Raw genomic sequence first — 14,632 nt, forward strand, 5'->3', positions numbered from 1 at the left:
GTGCGGGCGGGCGGGTTCAGCCGCCGTGCGGGGGCCGGTCGCCGGGCGCGAGCCGGGGGGCGAAGGGCCCGTGCAGGGCTGCCCACTGCAGGAGCAGGAGGGTCTTGCCGTCGGTGATGCGTCCGTCGGCGGTCATGGCGAGGGCCTCGGTGAAGGGGAGTTCCAGGACCTCGATGTCCTCGCCCTCCTCCTCCACTCCCCCGCCCGCGGCGAGGCGGTCGGCCGGGGTATAGGGGGCGGCGAAGAAGTGGAGGCGCTCGGTGACCGAGCCCGGGCTCATGTAGGCGTCGAGGACGTGGGTGAGCGGGCCGAGCCTGACGCCGAGTTCCTCGGCGCTCTCGCGGCGGATCGCGGTGGCCGGATCGTCCGCGTCAAGCAGTCCGGCCGCCGCCTCGACGAGCATGCCGTCGGGGTGGCCGTTGACGTAGGCGGGGTAGCGGAACTGACGGATGAGCAGGACGCGGCCGCGGCCGGTGTCGTAGGGCAGGACGACGGCGCCGTTGCCGCGGTCGTAGGTCTCGCGCTGCTGGGTCTCCCATCGTCCGTCGCGGCGCCGGTAGTCGAAGGTGGTGCGGCGCAGGACGTGCCAGCCCTGCGAGGTGAGCTCCACGTCGCGTATCCGGACGCGGGGGTTGCGGTCGAGGCCGCGTCCGGCGAGGTGGAGACCGGTGCGCCCGCGGTGGTCGGGGATGTCGACACCCGGGCCGCCTTTCACGCGGCCTCCTGCGGGGTGCGGCGGGGAAGGTCGGCGACGTCGTGGTAGACGGGCAGGCCGCGCCGGCGGGCGGTGGCGACGTCCTGGTCGGCGCCGGCGGAGTCACCCGGCAGGCGCAGCACGGCGTCGCAGTGGGCGAGCAGCCGGTCGGCTGCCGGGTAGAGCACCTGGTCGGCGAGGGGGTCGGTGGGGCCGGCACCGGCGGAGCGCAGGATGGGCAGGGCGATCCACTCGCCGATCACGGGGAGGTGGCCGGCCGCGAAGACGGGCCAGGCGGCGGCTTCGAGGCGGGCGAGGTTGGCGGCCATGGCCTGCGGGTCGCCGTCGGTGCCGGAGCGGTACGGGCCGGCGATCAGGATGAGCAGGGGCTTGTCGTTCATGACCGCTAAGATACATGCAGAATCGCGCAACAACCGGAAGGAACGTGAATGCTGGCTGCTGAACGACGCGAGCACCTGCTCGCTCTGCTCGCCCGCACGGGAAAGATCGTGGCCAAGGACGTCGCCGCCGACCTGGGCATCTCCGAAGACAGCGTGCGGCGCGACCTGCGCGACCTCGCCGCGGAGGGGCTGTGCCAGAGGGTGTACGGCGGCGCGCTGCCCGCGTCGCCCGCGGTGGTGGACTACGACGCGAGGCGGGCGGTGGCCCCGGAGGGCAAACGCAAGGTCGCCGCGGTGGCCGCCGCACTGGTGCGGCCGGGCAGTTCGCTGATCCTCGACGGCGGCACCACCGCCCTCGCGGTGGCACAGGCGCTGCCGCAGGAGCTCACCTGCACGGTGATCACACACAGCCCGACGATCGCCACGGCTCTGATCGACCACCCGGGGGCGGAGCTATTCCTGCTCGGCGGGCGCGTCTTCAAGCACTCGGCGGTCACCTGCGGTGCCGCCGCGGTCGAGGCCGCGCAGAACGTCTCCGCCGAGCTGTGCCTGCTCGGCGTCACCGGCGTGCACCCCGAGGCGGGACTGACCACCGCGGACGCCGACGAGGCGGCGATGAAACGCGCCCTGGCCGCACGGGCCGCGGACACCTACATCCTCGCCTCCTTCGAGAAGATCGGAACGGCCTCGCCCTACCGCGTCCTGCCGTGGGAGAAGATCACCGGACTGATCACCGACGCCGATCCCCACGACACGGTCATCGGACGGCTCAGGGCCCTGGGCGTCAAGACCCTCACCGCCGAATGAAGAAGCAGCCCAGCAGCAGCCGGCCGCAACAGGACCAGCCGGCCGCAGCCGCCGCTCGCCCCGCACCCGGGGAACCGGAGCACCCCCTCGTCCGCGACGTCTTCCCGGACCTCGTCGCCGAACTGACCGCCCTTCTGCAGGACGAGGGGGAGAGCGAACTGGCGGTCTGCGCGCGGGACCTGCGGCTGGTCGAGGAGTGCGGCTGCGGCGACGGCTTCTGCCAGAGCATCCGGACGGCAGAACATCCGCGGGGGCGGCCCTACGGCCCGGGCCACCGGTGCGTACCTCTCTCGCCCTCGACGGGCACGCTGATCCTGGACGTCGTGGACGGGCGGATCGTGTACATCGAGGTACTCGACCGGCCGACCCTGCACCGCCTGGAAGAACGGGCTCAGCCGAAGGGGCCGCCGGCGAAGGCGTAGGCGGCGAAGCGCCTACCCATGCGGCGGTACGCGGCGGCGGTGGAGTGGAGGCCGTCGCCCAGGTCGCCCGCCTCGTGCGGGCCGAGCAGTGTTCGTCCGTCGAGATGGTGGAGGTGGGGATCGGACGCCTGGCGTGCCGCGGCGATCCGGGCCAGCTCGGCACGGACCACCGTATGCGACAGTGCGCCGCCGGCCACGTCGGCCGGGTCGCCCAGGGCGGCGATCCTCCCGTCCGGTCCCGTCCGGTCCGGTCGCGGCCGGGCCGGGAACCTGCTCAAGGGCCGGACAGCTCACCGGGGAGATCAGCAGCAGCGGGGTGTCGGGGTGGCCGTCGCGGATCGTGTCCAGGAATCCGTGGAGCGCCGGGCCGAACGTCCGCAGCCGGAAGGCGGACAGGGCCACGATGTTGATGCCCACCTTGAGGCTGATCAGGTCGGCAGGCATGTCGCGGGTCGTCCGGGCGACGTAGGGGTCCAGCAGTGCGTTGCCCGCCTGGCTGAGGTTGATCACCTCCGCACCTGCGAGCACGGCCGCCACCACCGACCAGGTCCCGGTCGGGCCGTCGGCCTCGATGCAGTGGCTGATGGAACTTCCGTGGTGCACCCAGCGGCGCCGCCCGTCCGGCAGCGGTGCCAGCACCTCGCCGTCAGCGCGCAGTGCCACCAGCTCCGTAGGGGTCTGCTGAGGAAGCCACAGCTCGACGTTCTTCATGCCCCTCGGCAGTCCGGCGACCCGTACGCTCCCGGGCTTGTCCGCAACGAGTCGCTGGACGGCCCCGGGGCCCGCCATCCGCAGCACGTTGCCCACCGGCGCCTGCCGGCGCCCGGCCAGGGCGCCGTCCACCAGCAACTCGAGCATTCCGGTCGGGCGAGGGCGGGGGTCGCCGTCGAGCCGGGCGGTGGAGGTGAGTACCTCGAACTCCAGGGTGCGCGCGTCGGTGCGGAACACCAGCCGCACCCCCGAAGGGATCACGTCGGTCCATGGACCGAGGGGTCCTGGTACTGCTCCTTGGTCCACGCGGGAAACCGGCGCGGCATCACCCCCGCCGGTGTGGTCTCCAGGTCCAGCGCACCCAGCCACTCCACCGGCCCGCCGACCAGGGGAACCATCCGCATCCTCACCGTCATCGCCCCTGTCTTCCCGGGCCGGTGCGCCTGGTAGCGGGCGCCGGGCCGGTGTCCGCGTGGTTCATCGGCGCCCGCCGGGCTCCCAGTCGTGGACCTCGATGTCCGCGTACCGGTCCGCGGTCAGGACGGCGCGGGCCGCCTCCGGGTCCGGGGCCCCGAGGAGCACCGCCGTGCCCAGCCATGTGCCGCCGTCGTCGGACAGCAGCGGCCCGTAGGCGATCAGCTCGTCCTGGCCGGGCGGCGGGGCGAGGTCGGCGGCCGGGCCCTGGCCGAGGCCCAGCACCAGGTACCGGCTGCCGCCGCCGCGGCCACCGGGCGCATCCCACATGGTGCGCCCCAGCACGTTGCGCCACCGGCGCAGCAGCACGTCCCGGTACGCACCGGCCTGGTAGGTGGGCTCGTCGAAGGCGAACGCGCGGGCGTCGGAGGCAGCGGGCAGGTCGACGATGTGCACGCTTCCCGTGGGCGTTTCCCCGTCGTCGGCGAAGGTCGGGCCGCGGGCGATCAGTCCCTTCGCGTACCGGTCCATGTAGGACCAGTGCTCCTCCTGTAGCTCCTCGCGCAGCGCGAGGGAGCCCAGCCGGTCCCGGTGATAGCAGAAGTACTCCATGACCACGAACCCTTCCTCACCAAGGGCGCCGTCTCAACCGGCTTTCGGCGGCGAGCTCCCCACGTCCCCGTTCCGGAAGACGTGACGAAGCCCCCGTACGGCGCCGGCGCCCCGGTGCGGGACGGCCGGCAACCACCCGATGATCCCAGGGCCGGTGCGGGACACGCCGGTGCGGGTGAGCCGGGTGCGTGTTCCGGAGGGACGATCGCTCACGGGCGATGACTTCGCTCCGCGGTGAGAGTCTCCTTCACGAGCCTGCCCGCCGGACGCACCCCTGCTTCCGGCCCGGCCGCGACGCAGAGCACGACCCGCGACAGGAGACCTTCCCCGTGACCGAACCCGAGCCGACCGTCGACCGCAGCCGCGGAAGAGGCCTCTGGCCCCTGATCCACACCGAGCGGGCGGCGCCGGCGGCCGACCTCGAAGACCTGACCGACGAGCAGTGGGCCACACCCGCGCTCTGCACCGGCCTGACGGTGCGTGAGGCGCTGGCCCATCTCACCGCGGGTGCGAGCCTCGACACCGTGCGCTGGCTGACGGGGGTGTTCCGCTGCCGGTTCGACTTCGACAAGCAGGTCGCCGTACGGCTGGCCGAACAGCTGGGCGCGGCTCCGGCCGGGACCCTCGATCGGTTTCGGCGGATCGTCCCGAGCACCACCACGCCTCCCTTGCCCGTCATCGCCATGCTGGGCGAGACGCTCGGGCACGGCGAGGACATCCGGCGCCCGCTGGGCATCCGTCACGCCTACCCGGTCGACGTCCTCACGCAGGTGGCCGAGTACTACCGCGGCTCTGACCTCGTCGTCCTCGCCAAGGGACGCATCGGCGGACTGGGACTCACCGCGAACGACGGCCCCTTCACGACCGGTTCCAAACCTGCGGTGTCCAGCCCCACCCTGGCCCTGGTGATGGCCATGACCGGACGCGCCGCGTACTGCGACGACCTCGAAGGCGACGGAGTGGACCTTCTCCGCAGCCGCCGCGAGACGGCGTGAAGAGTGTCGCGTACACCGCGCGGCCCAGGGCCCTACGCTGGCCCGCATGCCGACCCGTGTACCGATCAGCGACGAGCTGCGTTCCGTGTTCGGCTCCCCCACCCGGGCCGCCCTCCTGGACAGCAGTCCGCGCTCCCGGGTGTGGCGGGTCGAGCTGAGCGGTGGCAGCCGGGTGATCGTCAAGCAGATCGCCGACGGGGGCGGGACCGGGTCCGACGGGGACGCGCGATACGCGCGGGAGGTCGCCGCGCTGCGGCTCGCCGCGCGGGCGACCCGGCCGGCCGTGGCGCCCGCACTCCTGGCAACGGACCCGGCGTCACGCGTGATGGTCCTGGAACACCTGGACGACCTCGGCGCGGCCGACGACTGGATGCCCGGCTACGCCGAGTCCCTGGCCCGGCTGCACGCGCTCACCGGGCCGGCCGACACGGGAACGCTCCCGGCCTGGTCCGGGCCGACCGCCGCCGACGCCGAGTCATTCCTCGGGCTCGCCACGGCCCTTGACGTCGCCGTCCCGCCCCAAGTGCCGGACGAGCTCGCCGGCCTGCTCGACCGGCTCGACCCGGCGTCCCACCATGCGCTGCTGCACGGGGACCCCTGCCCCGGCAACGACCTGCGCACCGCCGCCGGCGTCCGGTTCGTCGACTTCGAGCAGGCGTCGCTGGGCAACGGCCTGGTCGAACTCGCCTACCTGCGCATCGGCTTCCCGACCTGCTGGTGCGCCATGTCGGCCACCGCCGCGCCCCTCGCGGAGGCCGAGGCCGTCTACCGTGCCACCTGGCGCGGTCTCACCGGCAGGGACGTTCCCGGCGACCTCGCCGACGCCTGCGCCGGCTGGCTGATCCGTGGCGACGCACTCGTCGAACGCGCCCACCGCGAGACCGTCGACCACCTCGCGCGGGTGCCCGCGGAAGACTTCACATGGGGTTACGCCTCCGCCCGCGAACGCCTCGTCCACCGGCTCGGCGTGGTCGCCGGCCTGACCCGCGAACACGACCGCCTGCACGCACTCGGGCAGCTCAGCGCGGCGCTGGCCGCGCGCCTGCTGGAACGGTGGCCGGCCCTGCGCCCGCTCCCCACCCACCGCACACGGCCCTGGTCCTGACCGCCCGCGTGCTCACCGGGGCAGGGGGTGCGCCTGCGCCCAGCCGGTATCCGCGAGCCCTCCTGCCGCGCAGACGGCGCCCACGGCATGCCGCAGCGGTACCAGGGCACAGGGGCGCGATCCTGAATCCGCCAAGGCCGGTGAGCGGAGGATGTCGAGAAGGTGCCGCCGGCTCCGTCCCAGGGACATCAGCGGCCGCTACGGCCGCACGAGGAAGAAGGAGAGACCAGCATGGCGATTCAGCGGATGGACAACGTCGGCATCGTCGTCGAGGACCTGGACGCCGCCGTCGCGTTCTTCGTGGAACTCGGCATGGAGCTGGAGGGCAGGACGGAGGTCGAGGGCCTCTTCGCCGACCAGTGCACCGGACTCGACGGCGTCCACTGCGACATCGCGATGCTCCGGACCCCGGACGGCCACAGCCGGCTCGAGCTGGCGAAGTACCGCAGCCCCGCGGCGACCAGCGCCGGCCCACGCAACCCGCCGCACAACATCCTGGGCACGCACCGCGTCATGTTCGCCGTCGACGACCTCGAGGACACCCTCGCCCGCCTGCGCCCGCACGGCGCCGAACTCGTCGGCGAGATCGCCAGGTTCCAGGACAGCTACGCGCTCTGCTACATCCGCGGCCCTGAAGGGATCATAGTCGGACTGGCCGAGCAGCTGCACTGACAGGCGCGCGAGCCGCACCATGCGTCCGAGCAGGTTCCCGAACTCCCGGCATCCCGGCTGGCCTCGGGGAGGGGGCTCCGCCGTGCGTCCGCGGCCCCGGCTCCGCGGGGCGGCCGCCCCCGGTGCACTGGGGAACCACCGGGGGCGGCCCGGAGCCCGAAGGCCCCTAGGCGCTGTTTCTCGGATCTCCTGACTGGGGCGGGGTGTTGGGGTCAGGCTGGCTTCATGAGTCGTGGGGATCTGACGAACGCGGAATGGGCTCGGTTGGAGTCGTTCTTACCTCCTGGCGGTGCGCGGGGAGGTCGGTGGAGCGATCACCGTCGGGTGATCAACGGAGTGCTCTACCGGGTGCGGACGGGGGTGCAGTGGCGGGATCTGCCGGAACGGTTCGGCCCCTGGGAGACGGTCTATAAGCGGCATCGCCGCTGGTCAGCGGATGGAACGTGGAGAATGCTGCTGTCTCGCATCCAGGCCGCCGAGGATGCCGCGGGCGGGATCGACTGGGACGTGTCAGTGGACTCGACCGCGGTGCGGGCCCATCAGCACGCCGCCGGTGCGAGGAAGGAGCCGCCGGCCCTGGATGCTCAAAAGGGGAACGGCCGGGGGACGAACCAGGTCGATCCGGTGCTGCGGAAACTGGCCATCCGCCTGGAGGAGGTGGTCAGATCGGCGAATGTCTGGGACGCTCCCGCGGTGGATTCACCACCAAAATCCATCTCGCCGCCGACGGACGATGCCGGCCCCTCGCCTTCGTTCTGACACCAGGACACTACGGTGACGGCCCGCAGCTCGAGCACGTGCTGGGGCAGATCTCCGTACCCCGATCCGGAGTGGGACGGCCCCGCACCCGGCCCGACCACGTGCTGGCCGACAAGGCCTACACGTCCCGAAGCAACCGGCGCTACCTGCGACGACGCGGAATCCGGCACACCATCCCCGAACGTCTCGACCAGCAAAGGCACAGGCACAACCGAGGATCCCAAGGCGGCCGGCCCACCGGATTCGACCGCGAGCACTACAAGAAGCGCAACACCGTCGAACGTGCCATCAACCGACTCAAGGGCTTCCGCGCCGTCGCCACCCGCTACGAGAAACGCGCCTACATCTACCTCGGCACCGTCGCCCTCGCAGCCCTCATGGTCTGGCTCCGCACATGATCCGAGAAACGGTGCCTAATGGTGGAGCAGCCTTTCGACCAGGGACCACAGCGCGCGCGCTGCGATGGCGATCCCTAGGCGTTCGGCCGCTGTGCGTACCCACCCCTTGCGGGGCGCGGTATTCTCCGTTGCCACCATCTGCCCACCTCACCTCATCTTGTTGGGCCAGGGCCGCCGGGAGGTCCCGGCGTCCCCCCAGCGGGAGCCGGGCAACCAAGCGGCCCCGGCCTGCCAACTGATGAGGTGTGGCAGTTCAACGCTACGAGTCGCCCGGCGCGTTGAGAAGGGGCCGGCAGGTGGATTCGTGCCGGCAGACAGGCACACCGGTCACAGCCGCCTCACGGGCACCGGGAGGCCCCGCTGCCGCACTCACCGGGGGCGAGGCAGCCTGACCGCCCCTCTCATGGGCACGAGTGATCCCGAACAGGGTGGAGCGGCGTCAACCGCCCGACATGGCGTGATCCGGCCACTTGAGGGCACCCTCGGGCACCCCCTCAAGAGCGATGTGAAGGCAACGTGTTGACACTGCGGGGATGGCGTGCCGGAGGGTCGGCTATGGTTCAGCCGTCAACGTGTGAACGAGAGGGGGCGTCTGTGAACACGCCTAATCAACCGCCGCAGCAGTACGGGCAGCAGGCGTATGGGCAGCAGGCGTATGGGCAGCCGCCCCAACCGCAGTACGGGCAGCAGGGGTACCCCCAGCCGCCGCAGCCTTACGCGCCGCAGCCGATCATCATCAACAACAACGTGTCGGCGGCCGCTTCGGCGTCGGCCGCGGCGTTCGCCGGCGGGTACGGCCGCAGGAAGCGCCACTCCTTCTGGGCGCACTTCTGGCTGTTCCTGTTCACCGCGGGCCTGGGCAACATCGCCTACGCCTGGTACGTGAGCGACTGGAACAAGAAGCGCGGACTGTAGCCCGGCCGCGGCGCGACGGCCGTGCCACACAGGCACGGCCCGGCGGGCTCGGCGGTGCGTATCTCGTTCCCTCTCCCCCAAGGGCGCCCGCCCGTTGCTACGGTCTCTACCCGGGCCAAGGTCTCCAGGGGGATTCGTGGAGAGCGGAGTCAACAAAGCGGCAGCCTGGCTCGGCGTGGTGACCGGGACCATCGCCATCCTTGCGTTCTTCGGAGTGAACAACTTCGAGGAACTGCAGCGAGCCGTCGCCGACAGCGCACGGTCGGACGATGCACTGTCGGACCCGTGTGAGGCCCTGCCGGCCGACTACCTCAGCAACTTGCGCGTATCAGGGCCGAAGCATGCGGGAGACGAGTTCCGGCTGGACTGGCCCAAACCGAAGAGCGGGAACCCCTACCGCTGGTGGAATTGCGGCTGGCTCGGGCCGAATCCGAAGGTCGGTGAGGGGAATCTCGTCATCGGCTACTCGCAGAACACGAACCCCAGTACGCAGGGGATGCGACCGATGAACGGCATCCCGGACGCGACGTACGGACCCCAGAACCCGGGATACGACTCCTCGTGCTTTGTCGAATGGCCCATCGCCGACGGCAAGGGCCAGGCCTCCGTCTGGTACGGAGGCACGTGCTCGGACGCCCGGGCCATCGCCCGCAAAGCATACGAGAAACTCTCCCGCTAGAGCCTGTCTGACAATTCCCGTCCAATCAGCGAGGTTCGGCTGAGTTGGCAATCGGGAGGTGCGCCGACCGTCCGGCGGGGATTACCGGGCAGGGCCTACGAACGGCGGGCCAGCAGATGGGCGTCGAGGAAGCCCCTTTCGGAGGCTGGATCGTGGAGCAACCGGGCGAAGGGAACGAGCTCGGCGTCGGCCAGCAGTTCGGCCAGGCGATCCGCCGGCCAGCTGTAGGCAGGCGCCACCTTGTGGTCGAAGCGGACCGGTTCTTGTTCGTCGGTCCCGAAGAAGGAGACCAGGAGCAGGCCATCCGGCGCCAGGACGCGTGCCTGCTCGGCGAGCAGCTCCGGCAGTTCTCCCGGAGGAGTGTGGATCATCGAGTAGTGGGCCAGTACGCCGCCGAGCGCGGCGTCCTCGATCGGCAGGCATTCCATCCGCGCCTCCTGGAAGCGCAGCGCCGGATGGGCCTGCCGGGCGTGGTCGATCATGCCGGGGGCGAGGTCGAGTCCGAAGGCGTCCAGGCCCAGTTCGTGCAGCATGGCTGTCAGATGTCCGGGACCGCACCCGACGTCCGCTGCCCGCGGGTTGCCCGTCGCGCGCACCAGTTCGGCGAAGGTGCCGATCATGGTCCGGGAGAAAGGCTGTGTCTCCAGCCGGTTTGCGAACAGCGATGCGTACAGCTCGACGACTCCGTCGTAGGCCGTCCTGGTCTCGTCCTGATGATTCACCACGGGCAGGACTCTATAGCCGGTCTGATAATTGATCTTGTGGTAAGTCGAGGTGAGTTGACGGATGCGGCATGGGGGCGGATAGAGCCCCTTTTGCCCCAGGTGGACGGACGGGGCCGTCCGTGGCGTGATCACCGGCAGGTGGTCCACGGCGTGCTGTGGCGGCTACGGACCGGGGCTCCTTGGCGCGACCTGCTCGAGCGGTATGGGCCGTGGCAGACCGTCTACGAGCGGTTCGCCCGCTGGGAGGCCGATGGCACGTGGGCGAAGCTGCTGGAGCATGTCCAGGTCCATGATGACGCGGGGGGGGCCGGGTGGAGTGGATCGTCGCCGTTGACTCCACGATCAACCGGGCCCACCAGCACGCCGCGGGCGCCCGTAAAAGGGGGACGCAGACAGGGACAAACTGGAAGATCCGGGCCGCTCGCAGGCGCATCAGGCACTCGGTCGGTCCCGGGGCGAGCTGACCACCAAGGTTCATCTCGCCGTCGACGGCCGGGGACTGCCGCTGTCGATCGTGCTCACACCCGGAAACGTCAACGACGCCACCGCGTTCGCCGACGTCCTCGACGGGGTCCGCACCCCGCGCGTCGGCACGGGCCGCCCGCGCACGACACCGGACCGTGTGCTGGGTGACAAGGCCTACTCCAGCAGGGCCATCCGTCATCTGCTGAAGCGTCGGGGCATCGCCGCCACGATCCCCGAGCGCCGCGACCAGGTGGCCAACCGTCGACGCAGGGGGCGCTTCGGTGGCCGGCCACCCGCCTTTGACAGGGAGATCTATCGCGACCGCAACATGGTCGAACGATGCTTCGCTCGCCTCAAGCAGTTCCGTGCGATCGCAACTAGGTTCGACAAGCTCGCGGACCGCTACCGCGCGGGAGTCGTCCTAGCCTCCCTAATTCTCTGGCTCCGCGAAACGGCCAGGTGATCATTTGTCAGACAGGCTCTAGCGGAGGCAGGCTTCGCCGGCAGTGCGCAGCGTGGCCGTTCCGGCTGCCTGGACGACACCTTCCACCGGGGCAACGGCATGGTGGGGTCCGCCGTTGGTGGCGGGAAGAGCGTCCTCACGCGGCCCTCTCGGGCCGGCGCACGCGGTAGCGCAGGTGCGTGACGTCGCGGTCCTCGAGGCGTCGTACGAGGTCGAGTTCGATGTGACGAGCGCCCAGGTGGTCGAAGAGCCGTCGGCCGTCGCCGAGGAGGACCGGGACCAGGTGGACCTCCATCTCGTCCAGCTGCCCGGACCGCAGCAGTGCCTGGGCGGCCCCCGCCCCGTGGACCATGACCGGCCGGTCGCCCGCGGCTGCGCGAGCCTGCCGGGCGCAGTCCTCGACGTCGGTGACGAAACGCGCGTGGCCCAGTGGCACGTCCCCATCCTCCACCCGGTGGGTGAGTACGAAGATCGGCACCCCGTCGTGATGGTCGCCCTGCCAGCGCCCGGCGAGTTCGAAGGTCCGGCGGCCGGAGATCACCGCGCCGCTCGCCCACGCCTCGCGGTAGACCTGGCCGCTCGGGCCGTCGGACTCCCGGTCGTCGAGCCAGTTGAACAGGCGCCCGCCGTCGCGTCCGAGTTCCTGCCCCGGCCGGTCGTCGGGGCCGGCGATGAAGCCGTCGAGCGACATCGACATGTACAGCCGAATCGGGTTGTTCATCCTGGCCTCCCTCGCTCCTGCAGGACACCGGGTCCGGTGGTGCCCGATCCGCCCGGGCGGGCATGTCATCAGGTAGACCGCAGGGCGACGGCGAATTCATCGGTCCGCGCGCTCGCCCCGCCGCCGGGCCCCCGGGGAGCGGGGGCCGCGGCCGGCGTCCCGGTCCGTGCCGGGGCGCCGGCGACTGTCTCAGCCGGCGTGCACCTCGGTGTTCTGGCCCGCGTGCAGCAGCCACCTGCCGTCGTCCTGCCTGGTCATGACGTACAGCGGAGTGCCTTGCGTGTCGCCCTGTGCCGAGTGGTAGACCTGGCGGACCTTGACGGCCGCCACATCGGCCCGCAGGAGCTGCGTGTGCACTGCCTCGTAGGTGACCTCGCCGTCCCAGCTCGCGGCGGGCGACGCTGCCGCCGACCCGTACGCGCGCTGCCTGGTGTTCCACGGTCTCACGTTCACGGCTGCGACCGAATCCCACTCCACCCGGCCGACCAGGTCCTTGCTGCGCGTTGCCGGGGCGGGCGCGGTCCGACCGTCTCCTCCACACCGCGTCGGTCCGTGCGATGGCCGACTGGTGTCAGGACGCCCCGCGGCCTCCGGCCCCCGTCGTCCTCCACCCCTGGTGCACCGGGCTCATCCGCCCTGGACACTGCCTTCAACTCCCGCCCGGCCAGGCGGGACTATGCTTCGTTCACGCGTCTGAGCGCACCGCGAGGACTATTGGCCGCTCGACACCTGTGACCACGCCCCGGAGGGGCCCTGACCGACCTCGAAAGGGTCGACGACCAGGAACGGACACACCGCCGAGACACCAGCCAACCTCGAACTTCGATTCGACTACCATCTCACCCGTGCATGAGAACCCACCTGTTCGGCGCCGCGGCCGCTCCCGCCGGGAGCAACGACGTCGCCGCAGGGCCAGGCGACGCCGCATAGCGTGGACCGTGACGTCGGTCGTGGTCCTCATCGGCGGCTTCACCACCTATGCCGTCACCGGGAGCGACTCCGGTGAGTCGTCCGCGCCCGCCCGGGCGAAGGCTCCGTCCCCGCCGGCCGTCTCGGCCCGGGCGAAGGCAGGCGAGGCGCCTGCGGACTCACCGAAACCGCTGGCGTCGCCTACCCCGGCACAGAAGTCCTTCGATCTCGAACCGGCTCTGGCCCCCGTGACAGCGCTCTTCGGCGACAACCGGATGTCCGTGGCGATGCTGGACGTCAACAGCGGTGCCATGGCGACGTACGGACGCGACGCTTTCGACACCGCCAGCATCGTGAAGGTGGACATCCTGGCGACCCTGCTGCTCCAGGCCCAGGACGAGGGGCGGAAGTTGAGCACCGAGGAGCGTGCCCAGGCCGCTGCCATGATCCAGAAGAGCGACAATGACTCCACCAGTGCCCTGTGGACCCGGATAGGCAGTGGCCCCGGGCTCGATGCGGCCAACGAACGGCTCGGCCTGTCCCAGACCCAGGGCGGTGAAGGGACCGTCTGGGGCATCACCCAAACCACAGCGGAAGATCAGATACGCCTGCTCCAGTCCGTGTTCGGCGACAAGTCACCCCTGAGCGAAGCGTCGCGTGCCTACATCCAGGACCTGATGCGGCACGTCGTGGGAAGCCAGGCCTGGGGCGTGTCCGCAGCGGCCGACTCGGGCACGACCGCGCTGAAGAACGGGTGGCTCAAGCGGACTCAGACCAAGAAGTGGGATGTCAACAGCATCGGTCGGATACAGCATGAGGGGCGCGTCTACCTGATGGCGGTACTTCTCAACGGCTGCAGCTCCCAGGAGGTCGGCATCAGCATCGTGGAGCGAGCGTCGCGCGCGTCCGCGACGGCGTTCTCCCGAGAACTCAAGGGGAAGTCCATCACCTGACGCCCGACCAGGGCCGAACCACCTTCTCGATCCGCTTCGCGCGTTTCGGCCGCCTCCCGCCCTCTACAGTGCAGCCATCGAGGAATTCGGAACGGTACTGGAGGCGTTTGAGCCGGTTGCGGACCAGTATCTGCAGGTGGTCGAGGGCGGTGAGAGGTTGGCCATACTGCGTGCGACATGCGCCCATCCCCACTCGACCGGGTTCAGGTCGGGCGAGTAGGCGCCGGTAGCAGGAACACGGCCAGCCACTCGCTCTGGTCAACCAACTCCCGCATTCTGTGCGGGACATGGGTGTTCAACCGGCACCAAACCGGTACAATCGGTGCGCAGACGAGCTGGTGAACGCCGTCGATCAGCAATGAGTTCTCCGACCTCGCCGACCGGGCGATGAAGGGCTACCACGTCCGCTGCACACCCGCCGCGAAGCTGGTAAACGAGCTGGCCGCGGCCGTCGACGAGACGCCGCTGAACAAGACGACCGCCCGCTACGGCCGTGTCGATCTTCTTTGCATCGACGAACTCGGCTACCTGGAACTCGACCGCCACGGCGCCGAGCTCCTCTTCCAGGTCCTGACCGAACGCGAGGAGAAGAACAGCGTCGCCATCGCCTCCAACGAGCCGTTCGGCGGCTGGACCAAGACCTCCACTGACCCCGCCTTCGCGCGGCCACCGTCGGCCGGCTCACGTGCAACGGCACCATCATCGCGACCGGCACCGACTCCTGTCGCCTCGCCAGCACCCGAGCCCGGGCCGAGGAACCCGCCAAGGCCCACTGAGTGCGATAGCTGCCGATCTTGACGTCAGCGACGAGG

Annotated in this window: 15 protein-coding genes and 5 pseudogenes; 11 read left to right on the plus strand and 9 right to left on the minus strand. The window is 70.7% G+C overall.

Annotated elements, in window-relative coordinates; genetic code table 11:
• Positions 1-16 precede the first annotated feature (16 nt).
• On the minus strand, positions 17-715 hold the full coding sequence (locus EBH09_RS00225) for an NUDIX domain-containing protein (protein WP_121745079.1): 699 nt from the start codon (positions 713-715) through the stop codon (positions 17-19).
• Positions 712-1,095 carry a DUF4406 domain-containing protein gene (locus EBH09_RS00230; protein ID WP_193776038.1) on the minus strand — a complete coding sequence of 128 codons (384 nt, stop codon included), beginning with the start codon at positions 1,093-1,095 and terminating at the stop codon, positions 712-714. The genes EBH09_RS00225 and EBH09_RS00230 overlap by 4 nt, the downstream gene beginning before the upstream one ends.
• A 48-nt stretch (positions 1,096-1,143) precedes the next feature.
• Here EBH09_RS00230 and EBH09_RS00235 point away from each other — a divergent pair, with 48 nt between their 5' ends.
• Both EBH09_RS00235 and EBH09_RS00240 read left to right on the plus strand, forming a co-directional pair.
• Positions 1,144-1,902, plus strand: coding sequence for a DeoR/GlpR family DNA-binding transcription regulator (locus EBH09_RS00235; RefSeq protein ID WP_121745080.1), 759 nt, complete (start codon positions 1,144-1,146; stop codon positions 1,900-1,902).
• Positions 1,899-2,324 carry a hypothetical protein gene (locus tag EBH09_RS00240; RefSeq protein ID WP_238697101.1) on the plus strand — a complete coding sequence of 142 codons (426 nt, stop codon included), beginning with the start codon at positions 1,899-1,901 and terminating at the stop codon, positions 2,322-2,324. The genes EBH09_RS00235 and EBH09_RS00240 overlap by 4 nt, the downstream gene beginning before the upstream one ends.
• Here EBH09_RS00240 and EBH09_RS38285 read toward each other — a convergent pair.
• The 4 genes and pseudogenes from EBH09_RS38285 to EBH09_RS00250 form a co-directional block, all read right to left on the minus strand.
• A complete protein-coding gene (locus EBH09_RS38285) occupies positions 2,294-2,602 on the minus strand; it encodes a hypothetical protein (RefSeq protein ID WP_238697231.1) in 309 nt (102 codons plus the stop codon). The genes EBH09_RS00240 and EBH09_RS38285 overlap by 31 nt on opposite strands.
• 463 nt (positions 2,603-3,065) lie before the next feature.
• Positions 3,066-3,341 (minus strand): annotated as a pseudogene (locus EBH09_RS39895) (lipase); the annotation flags it as partial.
• Positions 3,293-3,433, minus strand: coding sequence for a hypothetical protein (locus EBH09_RS38295; protein WP_238697102.1), 141 nt, complete (start codon positions 3,431-3,433; stop codon positions 3,293-3,295). The gene EBH09_RS38295 and the pseudogene EBH09_RS39895, both read right to left, overlap by 49 nt.
• Positions 3,434-3,512: 79 nt before the next feature.
• Positions 3,513-4,061 carry a YciI family protein gene (locus EBH09_RS00250; RefSeq protein ID WP_121746152.1) on the minus strand — a complete coding sequence of 183 codons (549 nt, stop codon included), beginning with the start codon at positions 4,059-4,061 and terminating at the stop codon, positions 3,513-3,515.
• Positions 4,062-4,390: 329 nt separating this feature from the next.
• On the opposite strand from EBH09_RS00250, the gene EBH09_RS00255 reads away from it, so the two are divergent.
• The 6 genes and pseudogenes from EBH09_RS00255 to EBH09_RS00280 all read left to right on the plus strand — a co-directional run bounded on the left by EBH09_RS00255 (position 4,391) and on the right by EBH09_RS00280 (position 9,584).
• The gene (locus tag EBH09_RS00255) at positions 4,391-5,056 is read left to right on the plus strand and encodes a maleylpyruvate isomerase family mycothiol-dependent enzyme (protein WP_121745081.1); all 666 of its coding nucleotides are present in this window, start codon (positions 4,391-4,393) and stop codon (positions 5,054-5,056) included.
• Between the two features lie 46 nt (positions 5,057-5,102).
• Positions 5,103-6,161, plus strand: a complete 1,059-nt coding sequence (locus EBH09_RS00260; RefSeq protein WP_121745082.1) for a phosphotransferase — start codon at positions 5,103-5,105, stop codon at positions 6,159-6,161.
• 231 nt (positions 6,162-6,392) lie between these two features.
• Positions 6,393-6,833 carry a VOC family protein gene (locus EBH09_RS00265; protein ID WP_121745083.1) on the plus strand — a complete coding sequence of 147 codons (441 nt, stop codon included), beginning with the start codon at positions 6,393-6,395 and terminating at the stop codon, positions 6,831-6,833.
• 225 nt (positions 6,834-7,058) lie between these two features.
• Positions 7,059-7,990 (plus strand): annotated as a pseudogene (locus EBH09_RS00270) (IS5 family transposase).
• A gap of 594 nt (positions 7,991-8,584) precedes the next feature.
• On the plus strand, positions 8,585-8,905 hold the full coding sequence (locus EBH09_RS38300) for a hypothetical protein (protein ID WP_238697103.1): 321 nt from the start codon (positions 8,585-8,587) through the stop codon (positions 8,903-8,905).
• Positions 8,906-9,041: 136 nt separating this feature from the next.
• Positions 9,042-9,584 carry a hypothetical protein gene (locus tag EBH09_RS00280; protein WP_153182569.1) on the plus strand — a complete coding sequence of 181 codons (543 nt, stop codon included), beginning with the start codon at positions 9,042-9,044 and terminating at the stop codon, positions 9,582-9,584.
• 95 nt (positions 9,585-9,679) lie between these two features.
• Here the strand turns inward: EBH09_RS00280 and EBH09_RS00285 are convergent, their stop codons facing one another.
• The gene (locus EBH09_RS00285) at positions 9,680-10,309 is read right to left on the minus strand and encodes a class I SAM-dependent methyltransferase (protein WP_121745085.1); all 630 of its coding nucleotides are present in this window, start codon (positions 10,307-10,309) and stop codon (positions 9,680-9,682) included.
• Here EBH09_RS00285 and EBH09_RS00290 point away from each other — a divergent pair.
• Positions 10,298-11,237, plus strand: a pseudogene (locus tag EBH09_RS00290) (IS5 family transposase). The gene EBH09_RS00285 and the pseudogene EBH09_RS00290 sit on opposite strands and share 12 nt — an antisense overlap.
• Positions 11,238-11,373: 136 nt before the next feature.
• Here EBH09_RS00290 and EBH09_RS00295 read toward each other — a convergent pair.
• On the minus strand, positions 11,374-11,958 hold the full coding sequence (locus EBH09_RS00295) for a dihydrofolate reductase family protein (protein ID WP_121745086.1): 585 nt from the start codon (positions 11,956-11,958) through the stop codon (positions 11,374-11,376).
• 189 nt (positions 11,959-12,147) lie between these two features.
• Positions 12,148-12,354, minus strand: a pseudogene (locus EBH09_RS00300) (SgcJ/EcaC family oxidoreductase); the annotation flags it as partial.
• A 449-nt stretch (positions 12,355-12,803) separates the two neighbouring features.
• On the opposite strand from EBH09_RS00300, the gene EBH09_RS00305 reads away from it, so the two are divergent.
• Both EBH09_RS00305 and EBH09_RS00315 read left to right on the plus strand, forming a co-directional pair.
• A complete protein-coding gene (locus EBH09_RS00305; protein WP_121745088.1) occupies positions 12,804-13,820 on the plus strand; it encodes a serine hydrolase in 1,017 nt (338 codons plus the stop codon).
• A gap of 378 nt (positions 13,821-14,198) precedes the next feature.
• A pseudogene (locus EBH09_RS00315) lies at positions 14,199-14,596 on the plus strand (ATP-binding protein); the annotation flags it as partial.
• Positions 14,597-14,632: the final 36 nt, after the last annotated feature.

Origin of the sequence: Streptomyces sp. E2N166 (genome assembly GCF_003671715.1) — a bacterium.
Lineage (GTDB): Bacteria > Actinomycetota > Actinomycetes > Streptomycetales > Streptomycetaceae > Streptomyces > Streptomyces thinghirensis.

Bases quoted from the DNA above. Each gene is read 5' to 3' on its own strand.
- EBH09_RS00230 (WP_193776038.1), bottom strand. From the start codon at position 1,095: ATGAACGACAAGCCCCTGCTCATCCTGATCGCCGGCCCGTACCGCTCC.
- EBH09_RS00235 (WP_121745080.1), top strand. From the start codon at position 1,144: ATGCTGGCTGCTGAACGACGCGAGCACCTGCTCGCTCTGCTCGCCCGC.
- EBH09_RS00240 (WP_238697101.1), top strand. From the start codon at position 1,899: ATGAAGAAGCAGCCCAGCAGCAGCCGGCCGCAACAGGACCAGCCGGCC.
- EBH09_RS38295 (WP_238697102.1), bottom strand. From the start codon at position 3,433: ATGGTTCCCCTGGTCGGCGGGCCGGTGGAGTGGCTGGGTGCGCTGGAC.
- EBH09_RS00250 (WP_121746152.1), bottom strand. From the start codon at position 4,061: ATGGAGTACTTCTGCTATCACCGGGACCGGCTGGGCTCCCTCGCGCTG.
- EBH09_RS00260 (WP_121745082.1), top strand. From the start codon at position 5,103: ATGCCGACCCGTGTACCGATCAGCGACGAGCTGCGTTCCGTGTTCGGC.
- EBH09_RS00265 (WP_121745083.1), top strand. From the start codon at position 6,393: ATGGCGATTCAGCGGATGGACAACGTCGGCATCGTCGTCGAGGACCTG.
- EBH09_RS00295 (WP_121745086.1), bottom strand. From the start codon at position 11,958: ATGAACAACCCGATTCGGCTGTACATGTCGATGTCGCTCGACGGCTTC.